Source organism: Pelagibacterium lentulum, assembly GCF_003992625.1.
GTDB lineage: Bacteria > Pseudomonadota > Alphaproteobacteria > Rhizobiales > Devosiaceae > Pelagibacterium > Pelagibacterium lentulum.
In genome coordinates this window covers 17,490-32,421 of record NZ_RZMW01000048.1, presented here as the reverse complement: position 1 = coordinate 32,421, position 14,932 = coordinate 17,490, and the positions used below count along the sequence as shown (strand labels likewise).

Below are 14,932 nucleotides of genomic sequence, written 5' to 3'. Positions count from 1 at the left end.
ACGGGGCAACCAAATTTGCCCCGCAACGCAACGGGGCAAAATGTCTTCAGATTCCAATCTCCAAACCCATGATCGCGGCACACGGATGCTGCGCTCGGCCATGGGGCCAACCATCGCACAGCTGCTCGAAGAGCAGGCCGTTGTCGAGGTCATGCTCAATCCCGATGGGCGGATCTGGGTCGATCGGCTCACATCGGGCATGCAAGACACTGGCGAGCGCCTCGCGGCCGCTGACGGCGAGCGCATCATTCGCGTTGTTGCCCATCATGTGGGCGCAGAAGTCCACGCCCGCGCCCCACGGATATCGGCAGAACTTCCCCAGACCGGTGAGCGGTTCGAAGGCCTATTGCCTCCTATCGTCATGGCGCCAGCTTTTGCTATTCGCAAACCGGCAATCGCGGTGTTCACTTTGGATGACTATGTGGAAGCCGGAATCATGGCGCAGGGCCAGGTCGCCTGTCTGCGCCAAGCCATCACAGACCGTTCCAACATCCTTGTTGCCGGTGGCACCTCTACAGGCAAAACCACTCTCACCAATGCCCTTCTTGCCGAGCTTTCCTCAACGACAGAACGCATCGTCATCATAGAGGACACCCGCGAGCTCCAGTGCGCCGCGCCCAACCTCATCGCCATGCGCACCAAAGATGGATTGCTCTCTCTCTCCGATCTTGTGCGCTCCGCCCTTCGCTTGCGCCCAGACCGCATCCCCATTGGAGAGGTACGCGGCCCAGAAGCCCTTGATCTTCTCAAGGCTTGGGGCACGGGACACCCAGGCGGCATCGGCACCATTCACGCCGGCACAGCCATTGGCGCCCTACGGCGGCTCGAGCAACTGATCCAAGAGGCGGTCATCACCGTGCCACGCGCCCTAATCGCCGAAACCATTGACGTCATCGCCGTCCTTACCGGCCGCGGTTCAGCCCGCAGGCTGACCGAGCTCGCCCATCTCGAATCCCTCGGTCCAGATGGTGACTACCAGCTCATCCCCTTTGACCCTTATGCTCTGGGAGACGCCCTATGATCGCTTTGTCCCCCGCATTCCGCCGTATACTGAGCGGTTTCACTGCCACCTTCATTCTTATCCTGATTGCAGCCACTCCTGTCTTTGCAGCCGGGTCCTCAATGCCCTGGGAAGCCCCGCTCCAACAAATCCTAGAATCCATTGAAGGTCCCGTGGCCAAGATCATCGCGGTGATCATCATAATCATCACCGGGCTCACCCTTGCTTTTGGCGACACCTCGGGCGGCTTTCGTCGACTGATCCAGATCGTCTTTGGCCTTTCAATTGCCTTTGCCGCCTCGAGCTTTTTTCTCTCGTTCTTTTCCTTTGGCGGCGGAGCGCTGGTCTAATGGCGGCACAGCTTGAATGCGCCATCGAGGTGCCTGGCTTTGCAGCGCCAGTGCACCGCGCACTGGTCGCGCCCATCCTCCTCGCCGGCGCACCGCGCGCCATCGCCATTCTCAACGGCACCTTGGCAGCAGCACTAGGACTTGGCCTGCGTCTCTGGTTGGTCGGGCTGATCCTTTGGGCGATCGGTCATTTGGCGACCGTCTGGGCAGCCCGGCGCGACCCACACTTTCCCGAAACCGTCCGGCGCCATTTGCGCATCCCTGGATACCTCGCGGTCTGAGACACCATGATGATGAACCTTTCCGAATATCGCCGCACTGCCACGCAACTCGCTGATTATCTCCCCTGGGCCGCGCTGATTGCCAAAGGGATCGTGCTCAACAAAGACGGGAGTTTTCAGCGCACGGCAAAGTTCCGAGGCCCTGATCTCGACTCTGCCGTCGCAGCCGAACTGGTGGCCGTTGCCGGGCGCCTTAACAACGCGCTTCGGCGTTTAGGCTCGGGATGGGCAATTTTTGCTGAAGCGCAACGCGACGCAGCCGCCACCTACCCGCAATGCCTCTTCCCGGACGCCGCCTCGGCCCTGGTCGATGCTGAACGACAAGCGCAGTTCCAAGAGGACGGCAGTCATTTCGAATCGCGCTATTTCTTGACCTTCCTTTTTCTTCCTCCACCAGAAGACTCAGCGCGCACCGAGAGCTGGCTCTATGAGGGTCGAGAAAAACCAGGCTTTGACCCTCACGAAGCGTTGCGCGGGTTTACCGATCGAACCGATCGGTTCCTGGCTCTGCTTGAAGGCTTTATGCCCGAATGCCGCTGGCTCGACGATGCTGAGACACTGAGTTTTCTCCACTCGACAATTTCGACCAATCGCCATCGGGTACAGGTGCCGGACGTACCGATGCATCTCGATGCTCTTTTGGCGGATCAGCCGCTCGCTGGCGGCCTCGAGCCCCAACTCGGCAGTGCCCATCTCCGCGTCTTGTCAATCACTGGATTCCCAAGTGCAACCACGCCCGGCATCCTCGACGATCTCAATGGTCTCGCCTTTCCCTATCGCTGGTCGACCAGGGCCATCCTCATGGACAAAACCGACGCAACGCGCGTGGTGACAAAAATTCGCCGACAGTGGTTTGCCAAGCGCAAGTCGATTGCCGCTATCCTGAAAGAGGTGATGACCAATGAGCAATCAACACTTCTAGACAGCGATGCGGCTAACCAAGCCGCGGATGCGGACCAAGCCCTACAAGAACTGGGCGCAGATATCGCCGGTCTTGCCTATGTGACTGCCACGCTCACGGTTTGGGACATCGACCCCAATGTCGCCGATGAAAAGCTGCGATTGGTCGAAAAGATCATCCAGGGCCGCGATTTCACGGCAACACTCGAAACCGTCAACGCCGTGGATGCCTGGCTTGGCTCATTGCCGGGACACGCCTACGCCAATGTGCGCCAACCGCCAATTTCTACGCTCAACCTTGCCCACATGGTGCCCCTCTCCGCCGTGTGGGCCGGGCCGGAACGGGACGAGCATTTCGGTAAGCCCCCCTTGCTTTATGGCAAGACCGAAGGTTCGACCCCGTTCCGGTTCTCCCTTCATGTCGGTGATGTTGGTCACACACTCGTCGTGGGCCCAACTGGTGCAGGGAAATCCGTTCTTCTCTCGCTGATGGCGCTTCAGTTCCGGCGCTATGAGGACAGCCAGGTCTTTGCCTTTGATTTTGGAGGCTCGATGCGAGCAACCACGCTTGCTATGGGCGGCGATTGGCACGATCTTGGCGGAGCCTTAAGCGAAGATGACAACAACAACGTTTCGCTCCAGCCCCTCGCCCGCATCGATCAAAGGGCCGAACGGGCTTGGGCCGCCGAATGGCTCGCTGCCATTTTATTGCGTGAAGGACTGGCGGTCACGCCCGAGGTCAAAGACCATATTTGGACCGCACTCAGCTCCTTGGCGTCCGCGCCGATCGAGGAACGGACCCTCACCGGGCTTTCGGTCCTCTTGCAATCGCACGAGATCAAACACGCTCTCCGCCCCTTTGGTGTCGGTGGATCCTATGGGCGCCTCCTCGATGCCGAAACCGAGCAACTCGGGTTCGGTTCTGTTCAAGCCTTTGAAACCGAGGGTTTGATTGGCACAGGAGGCGCACCTGCCGTTCTCTCCTATCTCTTTCATCGCATTGGCGATCGGTTGGATGGGCGACCCACGCTCTTGATTATCGATGAGGGCTGGTTGGCACTCGATGATCATGGGTTTGCAGCGCAACTGCGCGAGTGGCTGAAAACGCTACGTAAGAAAAATGCCTCGGTCATCTTCGCCACCCAATCTCTATCGGACATCGATGCCAGCCCGATCGCGCCGGCAATCATTGAAAGCTGTCATACAAGGCTGCTCTTGCCCAATGAACGCACGATCGAGCCGCAAATTCATGCGATCTATCGCCGCTTTGGCCTCAATGATCGTCAGATCGATATCCTCGCCCGCGCCATCCCCAAACGTGACTATTACTGCCAGTCGCGCGGGGGAAACCGTCTGTTCGAACTTGGCCTCGGCGAGATTGCGCTGAGCTTGTGCGCAGCCTCTGGCAAAGCCGATCACGCGTTGATCGACCGCCTGTTGTTCGAGCACGGGAAGAAGCGCTTTTTGGATGCCTGGTTGCGCGCGCAAAACCTTGGCTGGGCCGCTGACCTCATACCAAACCTACCCAACATGCAGCCCCCGCCGGAGCACAGGCGAGAGGGGCCAGGCCCCGAGCACTGCTCAACACAAACCTCCTCCATCGATCAAAAGGACCAATCACCATGACTTTCCACTCACGGTTTCCAGCCCGGTTGGTTCGAACTTCGGCTATCGTCCTTGTCCTTGGGGTACCGCTTGCGCTGTCCCCAGTCCTATCTTCGGTTGGCTACGGCTTTTTTTTCGGCAGTGGGATCGTCTATGACCCCACCAATCACGCAGAAAACCTACTGACGGCGGCACGCTCACTCGAGCAGATCAACAATCAGATCGCAAGCCTTCAGAACGAAGCGCAAATGCTGATCAACCAGGCGCAGAACCTGGCAAGCCTGCCCTATTCGTCCCTTGCCCAACTTGAGCAATCCGTCCAGCGCACCCAACAGCTCCTGGGCGAAGCGCAAAACATCGCCTTTGACGTGCAGCAGATCGAACAGGCCTTCGGCACCGTTTATGGAAGCCTGGATCTTTCCGCATCTCACGAGCAGCTGATGACCGACGCAAAGCTGCGTTGGGAAAACACAGTGGCCGGCTTACAGGACGCCATGCGCATCCAGGCCGGCGTCGTGGGCAATATCGATACCCAACGCGCGCAGATGAACGCCCTAATTGGCCAAAGCCAGGGCGCAGCAGGCGCCTTGCAAGCCGCCCAAGCTGGCAATCAGCTGCTTGGTCTTCAAGCACAACAATTGGCAGATCTGACAGCTCTCCTGGCCGCCAACGGGCGGGCTGAAGCAATGCTTGAAGCTGAACGTGCAGCAGCAGCCGAGCAAGGTCGCGTCCAACGCGAGCGCTTTATTGCGCCTGGTCCAGGCTACCAGCCCGGCAATGCGCGCCTGTTCGATAGCAACTGACGCCCAGCAAGAGGGAGGGGATCGTGATCATCCGCATCGCGGCAATCGTTTTTATCGCCCTAGCCGCAACATTTGCTGCAATTGAGATGGTGCGCAAAAATCAAGCGACACCTTTGGCTCAGCCCTCGCCGAGCGCTTCTCAAGCACCCCGGCCAGACTTGCTGCGCGAGCAATTGATCCATTGCCAGGCAATGGGAGCGAGCGCCGCATCTGAGCCTGACTGCCTTGAGGCTTGGGCCCAAAACCGACAGCGGTTCCTTGGGCAGGACAGCGAACGCTGAGCCATGGACAATACAGGTGTCATCGACCGCTTTCTTGAGGTCTTTTCTAGCTATATCGATTCCGGTTTTGGGCTCTTGGGCGGTGAAGTGGCGTTCATCGCTACAACACTGATCGTTATTGATGTGACCCTGGCTGCGCTTTTTTGGGTCTGGGGCGCGGACGATGACATCATTGCGCGGCTGGTCAAAAAAACTCTTTTTGTGGGGGTTTTCGCCTATCTCATCTCCAATTGGACAATGCTCGCCAACATTGTCTTTGTGAGTTTTGCTGGCCTTGGGCTTTTGGCGTCCGGAACCGACTTCTCCCCGCAAGACCTAATGCGCCCAGGACGCGTGGCCCAAACCGGTCTCGATGCTGGTCGCCCCCTTTTGGAATCCATCTCAGAGTTGATGGGTTGGATGGCCTTTTTCGAAAACTTCATCCAGATCGCGTGTCTGTTTTTTGCCTGGACCCTGGTCATCTTGGCGTTCTTCATCCTCGCGGTGCAATTGTTCGTCACGCTGATCGAGTTCAAACTCACCACGCTTGCCGGTTTCGTGCTCATTCCTTTCGGGCTCTTTGGCAAGACCGCATTCATGGCCGAACGCGTTCTGGGCAACGTCGTCTCGTCAGGCATCAAGGTGCTCGTGCTTGCCGTCATTATCGGCATTGGCTCAACCTTGTTTGGTGAGTTCACGCAAGGCTTCGGCGATACACAACCCAATATCGATGAAGCCATGGCCATCGTTTTGGCCGCTCTCTCGCTTCTCGGACTTGGCATTTTTGGTCCCGGCATTGCCACCGGCATTGTTTCGGGTGGTCCACAACTTGGCGCCGGGGCCGCGATCGGCACGGGTCTGGCCGTCGGCGGTGCAGCCGTCGCTCTCGGTGGCGGCACCATGCTCGCGGCGCGCGGCAGTTCGGCCATGCTCTCAGGTGGCGCGGCCGCGGCACCCACCCAAGCGGACATATCCCAAGACACAGGTGGGTCTACCCCCTCGCCTCTCAAACAGGCCATGGGCGGCGCCTCGCAAAGCCCTCAGTCTTCTATTCAACTCAGTGGTCAGCCAGCAGTTGGCGCAACCGCCAGCGCCTCATCACAACAAGCCGTCGGTAACGAAGCCGCAAATCACGCGCCTGAAAATCCCTCTCGTAACGCACCAGCCTGGGCGCAGAACATCCGACACAGCCAAGCGCTGAGCCATGGCGTCACCGCCGCCGCCCATGCGGTGCGCGCGGGCGATGGTGGCAGTTCTGGCAGCTCAATCAGTCTAAGCGAAAGTGACCGCAAATGACCCTTTTCAAGCGCCCGACGACGCATTACGGCAAGACACCGCAACCCGAGACCCCTTACCAGAAGGCCACCCAAGTCTGGGACGAACGCATAGGCTCAGCGCGCGTCCAAGCCCGAAATTGGCGCCTCATGGCCTTTGGCTGCCTAATCTTATCTGCAGGATTTGCAACCGCTCTGGTCTGGCAATCAGCGCGTGGCACCATCGTCCCCTGGGTGGTCGAGGTCGATAAATTAGGTGAAGCGCGTACCGTAGAACCCGCCTTGGCCGATCATCGCCCGACCGACCCCCAGATCGCGTTTCACCTTGCTCGCTTTATCGAGCAGGTGCGTGGGCTCCCATCCGATCCGATCATCGTTCGCCAGAACTGGCTTCGCGCCTATGAGTTCACCACCGATCGCGGCGCCACTGCGCTCAATGAATATGCGCGCGGCAATGATCCTTTCGCCCGCGTGGGGCGCCAACAAATATCGGTCGAAGTCTCGAGCGTTATTCGCGCCTCGCCCAATTCCTTTCGTGTCGCATGGACCGAGCGACACTTTGAAAGCGGTCAACTCGCCCGCACTGAACGCTGGACCGCCATCTTAACGATCGTCATTGAGCAGCCCCGGACGGCCGAACGCCTGCGCGCCAACCCACTGGGGATTTATGTCAATGCCATCAATTGGTCTCGGGAGATGGAACAATGAGTACACAAGGCACCCACTTCGATCCCCGCATATTCAGAGCCTACACCGCTGGCTTTCTCAGTGTCGCGGTCGCACTCTTGGCCGGGTGCGCGACACCGCCGCGCCCACCACAAATTTCCTATGACGCCGATGTCCCGCCATTGCCGCGAGCACCGAGCCTAGCCACAATTGAGGCATCACAGCCCCTGCATAGCCCGCCCAATTGGACGCCTGCACGCGGCGGCGATGCAGCCCAAACCCCCGCCGGCCAAGTTGAAAACGCCAATGCCGCGGCGCGGGTCGAGCCAAGGCGCGAAGGCTATTACAACGCCATTCAGATCTACCCATGGTCTGAAGGCGCGCTCTATCAAATCTATACCGCACCCGGTCAGATCACCAATATCTCTCTTGAACCGGGCGAAAGCCTCACTGGGGCTGGCCCAATCGCCGCAGGCGATACCGCACGCTGGATCATCGGCGACACCCAAAGCGGAGCGGGCCAAACCCGTCGTGTTCATGTCTTGGTCAAACCCACCCGATCTGACCTCACGACCAATCTCGTCATCACAACAGACCGGCGCACCTATATGATTGAGCTGCGCTCGGGCGAGCATCCCTATATGCCTGCCGTCGCCTGGGCCTATCCCGAACAGCCAAATGCCCAACGGCGCCCCGTTCCGACGGCGCCCGTGATCCCGGCGGCCTCAGCGCGCAACTACCGCTATGGGCTCAGTGGAGACGCCCCACCCTGGCGTCCGGTCTCGGTCTATGATGATGGGCGCCGTGTCTATGTCGAATTCCCCCGTGGCATCGTTCAAGGTGAAATGCCGCCCATCTTTGTCATCGGCCCGAATGGCCAACCAGAAATCGTCAATAATCGAGTCCACCAAAACATCTTGATTGTTGACCGACTTTTCGGCGCCGCTGAGCTCCGGCTCGGCAGTGATGATCGCGCGCAAATCGTCCGCATAGTCCGTACCGATGGAACCAACCGGACAGCCGAACAAGCAAGTGGTGACCGCCCATGAGTGCCGTTGACACAAACCAAACAACGCCACAGCAGCCGAAACCCAGCGATACCGTTTCCGCCATGAGACTGGGTGCTCCGCCACCGCGCGTTACCCGCATCTCGCGAAAGGTCCTGACCGGTCTTGGATTGGTGGTCGGCATCGGTATTGGTGGCGCGTTGATCTTCGCGCTGCAAGCGCCCGAGCGTCGACCAATGCAAGAAGAGCTGTTCACCACTGAACGTCGCCAGACCGCCGATGGCCTCCAAGGCATGCCGCGCGACTATTCTGCCATCCCTCAACTGGGCCCTGCCCTACCCGGCGATCTTGGCGCGCCCATTGTGCGCGCACGTGAGGATGGGCGGGCGATCCCAGCCCAACCCTTGCCAGTCCCTCAAACCGATTCCGAAGAACAGCGCCGTATGGCGGAACAAGAAGCGGCGCGCACCAGTGAATTGTTTTTCCCATCCCGCTCGCCTGCCAATGCGTCCCAGCCCGTATTGCAAACTGGAGCTACGGTCACCGCCTCATCGGCGATCAATCAGAACACACATCTCAGTTTCCTCAACACCCAAGCAGATCGGCAAACCGTTGCTCCCGATCGCATTCAGCCTCCAGCCTCCCCTTTTGTCCTCCAGGCAGGCTCGGTCATCCCTATAGCCCTCATCACTGGCATTCGGTCCGATCTTCCCGGTCAGATCATCGCCCAGGTAACCCAGAACGTTTATGACAGTCCCACCGGCGCGATCCTCCTGATCCCTCAAGGAACCCGTATTGTCGGAGAATATGACAATGATGTCGCCTTCGGCCAACGCCGGGTTTTGCTCGTCTGGCACCGCCTGATCTTTCCCGACGGTCGGTCGCTCGTGCTCGAACGTCTGCCGGGCGCCGATAGTGCGGGCTATGCAGGCCTTGAAGACGGCGTTGACTATCACTGGTGGGATCTCGCCAAAGCCGCGGGGCTTTCAACACTCCTGTCTATAGGCGCTGAACTCGCCGTGAGTGATGAGGATCCGCTCACCCGCGCAATCCGCGAAGGCGCTGGCAATACAATCAACAGTGCTGGCCAACAGATTATTCAGCGCCAGCTGCAAGTTGCGCCCACGCTCACCATTCGACCAGGCTTTCCCCTGCGCGTGATGGTGACCCGTGATCTCGTCATCGAACCATAACTGGATCTGCCATGACCAAGCTCAAGCTTGATGCAATTATCGATGAAAAGCCTGTCAAACTCTCATTGGACATCCCTGCTGCTCTTCACCGTGATCTGCTAGCCTATGCCGAAATTCTCGGACAGCAGGCCGGACAGCCCGCACCAGCACCTGCCAAGCTGATCGTTCCAATGCTCGAGCGTTTCCTTAAGACCGATCGCGGCTTTGCGCGAGCGCGGAGGGATCAGAGTTAAGCCTACCTGAGGGAGGTAGCTCGGCGCATCATCATTCATGCAACACTCGCCAACAGCCCCTGTCAACGCCAAACCAAACCCGCTTCGCTATTCGCTGCCGACTAAGTACCATTGAACAGAAGGCAACCGCGATGACCTTCGCGGTAGACGTCAACGCGACAACTAGTAGATGCACACAGCAGACCCTAGCCTTTTTCGTGTTCCCTACCATGCTGGCAAAAGTGTATAGTGCAATCATAATTTTTGGGGGCACGATTATGCTGAAGTCGTTTTCGACCTTCTGTATTTTTCTTTCTATAGCCATTCCACCCTTGAGCCCCGTACATGCAGATGATTTTGTCGACGACAGTTGTACTGTGCTTTTCGGAAACTTGAACTCGCGTTTCGTCCATTGCGAGGGAGCACAACGGGATTTCCGAACGGTCATTGTGGCTATCCACGGCTGGAATGGAAGTTGTCGGGAAACCTTTGGCAAAGGCGAAGGGTCGCTCTATTCCGTCCTCGATGACCGGCGCTTTTATGATTGGGATTGCTATCAATACGACAGCCATGCCTGGCAGATTCAACAAAGCGGGGCTGGCTTGGCGAAGCGAATGAGCGAGCTCAAGAAAATGGGCTATGAACACGCGATGTTCATAACCCATAGCGCCGGCGGCATTGTGGCGCTCGAATACCTAACCCATCGTCTGTTCTCATATGACCATAGCGGCTACGCGCGACGCACGGATGATCCGGTGACGCAGATGCGCGAGGAACCGATCGTTTTCCGTTCCATCATGTGGGTATCCCCCATTAATGGTCTTGAATGGTACGCATCACTCCTCGCCGACTTTGGTTCTGGATTGTCGTTCTTGCCACCAAACCAACAGACTTTGCCCGACCTCGCGCAAGATTCCCGCTATCTCCAGCAGCTTAGGACACGTTTGAATGAGTACGCAGACTGGAGAGACGGGTTAGCAGCCTCAGACCGTCGTAGGGCCGACATGCGCCTGCTCTTTCTTCAGAGCATGTTCGATGGTGTTGTACGCTATCTCGATCCTAGCAAAGATGCCTGGTTATGGGACTATCCCTTTGCCGAGGTTCAGGATGTTCGAATTGTTCATACCGACATGGCGATGGGCAAGCCCGATCTTCTTCATATTGGGGCGTATCTGAATGACTACGTCGCAGTGCTAGAAGCGCCGCTCGTCATTAGGATGGATGAGGTTTTTGGTAACGCCTCACCCACCGATCGAAGTGCCGACCGGCAGGCAGCGGTAATTTCCGGCGTTTCTTATTTCGCTGACCGAAATTTCGATCGTGCAATCATTCCGGCAGTGGAATTGATGGTGTTCATGTTAACCGAGGACTTCGCACGCGGTCGGACCGTTGATCTGCAGATGGTGGAGCTCCTGCTTGACTTGTTCGCGCAAGAATTGTCCGATCCAGAAATGGCCTTAAAGGCTTACGGGCCTCTCATAAATGCGATCAACGCTTATGACTATTCGCGCACCGGAGCTCGCGATGCTGCCCGATCACCTGATTTTGTCGCAAAAATCCAAGAGCTCATTGACCTAATCCTGCGTTCTGCGCCCGAGCAACATCGCCCCCAGATCGAGGCAAATGCCCTTAGCGCAAGTCTGCGCATCGCCAATACGACGCTCAATTCTGATCTGCGTGACAATGCATTGCAAATGTTGGCGCAGCACACCAGCCTTGTTTCGACGGATTCTCTTGTCGGGTCGGGCGTTCTTGGCGGCCTTGTGCAGGACTTCTATGCAAAGCAGGCCAACCTCTTACCTGCCTCCACCAAAAACGCCCTGGCAGATATACTTCAATCAGCAATGGAGCGCGGTGACGCGGCAACCTTGCAGGCCATCGATCTGATTGGCTCAGAAGTGAACTTCCGTGGCCAGATGCAACCCTTGTGGCGATCCCTGCAATCGGAAGAATTTACAGACTATCTAAACGATTTTCGAAATCGCGAATTCGTCTTTGAGTTCGACGTCCCAGACCAAACCGAGGATCACTTAACGCGTCTCGACTTCGAAATGCTTATGGGGGTGGGATTTGACGGCCGTAGCACAGACATCGCCACCGATGCTCTTAGGCGGCTCCAGACCAACACAACTGCGGACGGCTTGAGCGGCGTCTTGCTCGAAGCACAACCAATCACAACGCTCACCGACCTGACAGCCCACCCGGGCCTGTTCAAGGAGACGCGTCAAACCTTGGGAGTAATGTACGGACCAGTTTTTGAAAGTCTTTATTTTGATAACTGATTCAAACGTATTGGTTCGACGCTTTCGAGCGTTGGCGGGCTGCGAGCCCTTCGACATTAAGGCGATACAGACGTCTCGCTGCTCGATACAGGACTCCCGGTGCCTCCCTTTTCGCTCAAGCAAGTTCCTTGTAGAGCGGCACAGTCGGGGCATGTCTGTCTATTGCTTCCGCGACCGATAAAGCCAAAGGAAGATGCGTCTTTTCTGCCTCCCAAACCTGACGGAAACGCTGGACGGTTTCAGCGGCGGTATCGATGACGAGCTTTTCGGGCAGCAGCGCCTTCGCCGCCATATGGCGGAGCTCATCGGCATCAAACGCGGCCATCTTCTTGGTTCGGGAGAAATTAAGCGCGGCCGTGTCCTCGCCCTCGATATAGGGGATGGTCGACACCAGATCGTAGGCTGGCGATAGGGCAGCAGTACGCCGGTCGGGGTAGATCAGCGACCAATTCTTAAGATGCATGTCCCCATTGCCGATTAGCGCGCTGAACACGAGGCGACGAATGAACTCGGCGGCGCCAACATCTCCGGCCTCGATGCCAATGACGCGCGCGATATTGGCATAGCTGGCGCGATTGTACTTGTCGTCCGGGAAGACCCCAAACACCTGCGCGAAATCTTCTGTGTGGACGGGGCCGTCGGCGGATCGATCGAAACGGCCGACAGCAAGTGCCTGTCCGTTAAGCTCGCCCACGCCTTCAGGAATGCCGGCGATCGCATCAAGGTCAATCAGATTGATGACTGGCACGTCCATGCCGATCATCTTAGCGATCGTCATCATCGAAAACTCGTTTTCCGGAACGCCCGTAAACTGCTGGGAGGGAAGCTTTACGATCCACGAGCCGCCGACGCCCTCGGCAGGGATGGTTAGCCCCCCGCCCTTCCCTGCGTTCTCAAACGCGGAGAATTTGAGCTGCACGCCAGCGAGCGAAAATCGCAGCGCATTGGGTTTGGCATTTTCCGGCAGATCCTCGTCAGCACCAGGCGGAAGAGCGTTGCCAGCCGCGGGATGAATCGAGAGAGCTCCGGGTAGATCGAGGCCCAGCACCCAGAGCAGGAAGAATTCGCGCTGCTGATTGACCCCGGCGCGCTCAGCAAGGTAACGGCGCAGGCTGCCCTCCGGCAAAAGGTTCGAAAAAAATGGCGGTACAACCCGTTGCGTTGTGCGGATGTTGGTAATGAGCCCCCCTAGGTCGTCCTTGAAGGACAGGCTGAGTGTCGGTCGGTCCGAATTCTCGACATAGTCTTCATTGAAGGCAAAGATCGTTCGATCACCTTGCAAATGGGTTAGCGTGCCGATTGGCTCGTCATAGAGCCGCACCTCAAGTACCGAGACATCAGGCATCGGCGTCTCCATCGTCCAACGAATAGGCGGGCCGGGGCTCGGACGGAGCCGCATGGGCGATCGAGTTGCGCAGTCGCTGCAGGTTCTGCGCAATTTCACGGACGATGGGTGCTGCCTGCGCGCTCGCCTGGTGGTGATCGAGGCGGTCGATCAGCTCGCGCACGAGCTGCATTTCCTGATCGCTGAGATTGACCCGGCGCAGAAATCGCAGCAGATCATCGATGCGATCAAGGTCGGCTGAACTCCCATAGATCTGCCTCAGCTGTTTGACCAAGCGCTCGGCACGGGCAAAGCGTTTGTCGTTGGGCTGTCCGGCATGGATATGCATACTCGGCGTCGCCTGGGCCTTCACAAGATTCAATATGGCGGGCACAAGCTTTTTGGGCACAAGCACGAGCTCTAGATCGAGGGCGCGGGTCATATCGATAAAACTCGACAGTCCAGGCTCCATCTTGCCACTCTCGATTTGAGAGATATGGCTCTGCGTCAGTCCGGCTCGTTCGCTAAGGGCACGCTGACTGACACCTGAGGCCTCGCGGATCTCGCGCGCTTGCGCAACCAAACTCTCTCTCTGGTAGGCCATGATACATAATCCTAGATCGCATGGAGCATTTTGATCATTATTTTGTATCTATACCCATTCCCTTTGACGGTCAATTAGATTTGATACATGATAATGATTGTTTGCGTGTCTCTATATATAATTATGTATCGTTTCTTGAAAGGCCGAGCGTCTCTACGAGAACCACGGACCTGCCTGGGGTCTACTCTCCGTATGCGGAGAGCCGCTAAAGCCCAATTCCCCTATTCGACAATGAACTTAGCTCACGCGCGGCCTCCAAAACATGTTCAATATCCGGCCGGGTATTGTGAGGACACCAGAATAAACTCACGAACATCAATTGATCAGGTGCGGCGATCGGCTTGAAGGCCACATCGTGGCGTGCGGCCGGATAAGCGCTAAGTGGCAGAATGCTCGCGCCGCGCCCGGCCGCCACAAGGTGAAAAAGTGAATCGGGCAGAACCGGCAACACGTCAAACTGGGGAACTATTCCCTGAGCACCCAGTACATTTGCGCATATCTGAGCCAGATCGGTTCCCCCATCGAACATGCTGAACAGCAGGACCTGCCCCGAAAGCGCACTCCACTGAATTTCTTGATGGGCCAGCAAGTCATGACCCAGAGGCAACGCCACGACCAATGGCTCAGCCTCAATAACTCTATGGCTCATGTTTGGGGCCGCACGGGTGCCAGGCACCAACGCCAAGTCAAGCTCAAGTCGGCGTATGGCTTCAAGATGAAACGCACGATGCCCGTCATTGAGGATGAACTTGGACGCCAAATCGCTCGGCGCCAGCCTATCAAGGAGCCGATCCAAAACAGACCTGGTTAGGCACCCGCAGGTACCGATGCGAAGTGCTCGCTCAAGGCAGTTCGGCTGTGGGCGCACGCTCCGGATCGAAAAATCGATTTGCGCCAAGGCCGGCATAACCTGATTGAGAAACCGTTTTCCTTGGGCCGTCAGGCAAACACCGCGGCTTGACCGTTCAAAAAGATCGAAGCCAATCCGTCCCTCAAGCGCGCGGACACCACGGCTTACACACGACGATGTCGTCCCGAGCGCGGTAGCGGCGCGCCGGAAGCTAGACCAATGAGCGGTCTCAAGAGCGTAACGGAGCTGGTTAAGATCGAGGCGCAGGAGATTGGCCAATATCTGATCTCGAGTGTCCTTGTCCCAGGATCCGATCATCAC

General features: G+C 57.7%; 15 protein-coding genes and 1 pseudogene. 12 read left to right on the top strand and 4 right to left on the bottom strand.

Translation table 11 applies throughout. The annotated features are described in order from the left end of the window. Window positions 1-40: 40 nt before the first annotated feature. The 12 genes from trbB to EO133_RS18630 all read left to right on the top strand — a co-directional run bounded on the left by trbB (window position 41) and on the right by EO133_RS18630 (window position 11,833). Window positions 41-1,021, top strand: coding sequence for a P-type conjugative transfer ATPase TrbB (trbB, locus tag EO133_RS18685; protein ID WP_127074165.1), 981 nt, complete (start codon window positions 41-43; stop codon window positions 1,019-1,021). Continuing rightward, entirely contained in the window at window positions 1,018-1,350 is a 333-nt protein-coding gene (locus EO133_RS18680; RefSeq protein WP_127074164.1) for a TrbC/VirB2 family type IV secretion system protein, read from the top strand. The genes trbB and EO133_RS18680 overlap by 4 nt, the downstream gene beginning before the upstream one ends. Continuing rightward, complete coding sequence (locus EO133_RS18675) at window positions 1,350-1,631, top strand: VirB3 family type IV secretion system protein (protein WP_127074163.1); 282 nt, start codon at window positions 1,350-1,352, stop codon at window positions 1,629-1,631. The genes EO133_RS18680 and EO133_RS18675 overlap by 1 nt, the downstream gene beginning before the upstream one ends. Before the next feature lie 9 nt (window positions 1,632-1,640). Further along, entirely contained in the window at window positions 1,641-4,157 is a 2,517-nt protein-coding gene (gene trbE, locus EO133_RS18670; RefSeq protein ID WP_127074401.1) for a conjugal transfer protein TrbE, read from the top strand. Next, the gene (gene trbJ / locus EO133_RS18665) at window positions 4,154-4,939 is read left to right on the top strand and encodes a P-type conjugative transfer protein TrbJ (RefSeq protein ID WP_127074162.1); all 786 of its coding nucleotides are present in this window, start codon (window positions 4,154-4,156) and stop codon (window positions 4,937-4,939) included. The genes trbE and trbJ overlap by 4 nt, the downstream gene beginning before the upstream one ends. Before the next feature lie 23 nt (window positions 4,940-4,962). Further along, on the top strand, window positions 4,963-5,220 hold the full coding sequence (trbK-alt, locus tag EO133_RS18660; protein WP_244640733.1) for a putative entry exclusion protein TrbK-alt: 258 nt from the start codon (window positions 4,963-4,965) through the stop codon (window positions 5,218-5,220). 3 nt (window positions 5,221-5,223) lie between these two features. After that, window positions 5,224-6,495 (top strand): P-type conjugative transfer protein TrbL, encoded by a 1,272-nt coding sequence (gene trbL / locus EO133_RS18655; RefSeq protein ID WP_127074161.1) that lies wholly within the window; start codon window positions 5,224-5,226, stop codon window positions 6,493-6,495. Next, window positions 6,492-7,181, top strand: a complete 690-nt coding sequence (trbF, locus tag EO133_RS18650) for a conjugal transfer protein TrbF (protein ID WP_127074160.1) — start codon at window positions 6,492-6,494, stop codon at window positions 7,179-7,181. Before trbL ends, trbF begins: the two co-directional genes overlap by 4 nt. Next, window positions 7,178-8,188, top strand: coding sequence for a P-type conjugative transfer protein TrbG (trbG, locus tag EO133_RS18645; protein ID WP_127074159.1), 1,011 nt, complete (start codon window positions 7,178-7,180; stop codon window positions 8,186-8,188). Before trbF ends, trbG begins: the two co-directional genes overlap by 4 nt. Beyond that, the gene (locus tag EO133_RS18640) at window positions 8,185-9,339 is read left to right on the top strand and encodes a TraB/TrbI/VirB10 family type IV secretion system protein (RefSeq protein ID WP_127074158.1); all 1,155 of its coding nucleotides are present in this window, start codon (window positions 8,185-8,187) and stop codon (window positions 9,337-9,339) included. Before trbG ends, EO133_RS18640 begins: the two co-directional genes overlap by 4 nt. Window positions 9,340-9,350: 11 nt before the next feature. After that, a complete protein-coding gene (locus tag EO133_RS18635) occupies window positions 9,351-9,572 on the top strand; it encodes a DUF2274 domain-containing protein (RefSeq protein ID WP_127074157.1) in 222 nt (73 codons plus the stop codon). A 257-nt stretch (window positions 9,573-9,829) separates the two neighbouring features. After that, entirely contained in the window at window positions 9,830-11,833 is a 2,004-nt protein-coding gene (locus EO133_RS18630) for a lipase family protein (protein WP_127074156.1), read from the top strand. Window positions 11,834-11,948: 115 nt separating this feature from the next. On the opposite strand, the gene EO133_RS18625 is transcribed toward EO133_RS18630, so the two are convergent. From EO133_RS18625 to EO133_RS20890, 4 genes and pseudogenes are all read right to left on the bottom strand, one after another. Beyond that, window positions 11,949-13,178, bottom strand: coding sequence for a type II toxin-antitoxin system HipA family toxin (locus EO133_RS18625; RefSeq protein ID WP_127074155.1), 1,230 nt, complete (start codon window positions 13,176-13,178; stop codon window positions 11,949-11,951). Further along, on the bottom strand, window positions 13,171-13,761 hold the full coding sequence (locus EO133_RS18620; protein WP_127074154.1) for a helix-turn-helix domain-containing protein: 591 nt from the start codon (window positions 13,759-13,761) through the stop codon (window positions 13,171-13,173). The genes EO133_RS18625 and EO133_RS18620 overlap by 8 nt, the downstream gene beginning before the upstream one ends. A 205-nt stretch (window positions 13,762-13,966) precedes the next feature. Then, window positions 13,967-14,659 (bottom strand): LysR family substrate-binding domain-containing protein, encoded by a 693-nt coding sequence (locus EO133_RS18615; RefSeq protein WP_248298021.1) that lies wholly within the window; start codon window positions 14,657-14,659, stop codon window positions 13,967-13,969. 39 nt (window positions 14,660-14,698) lie between these two features. Continuing rightward, a pseudogene (locus EO133_RS20890) lies at window positions 14,699-14,929 on the bottom strand (helix-turn-helix domain-containing protein); the annotation flags it as partial. Window positions 14,930-14,932: the final 3 nt, after the last annotated feature.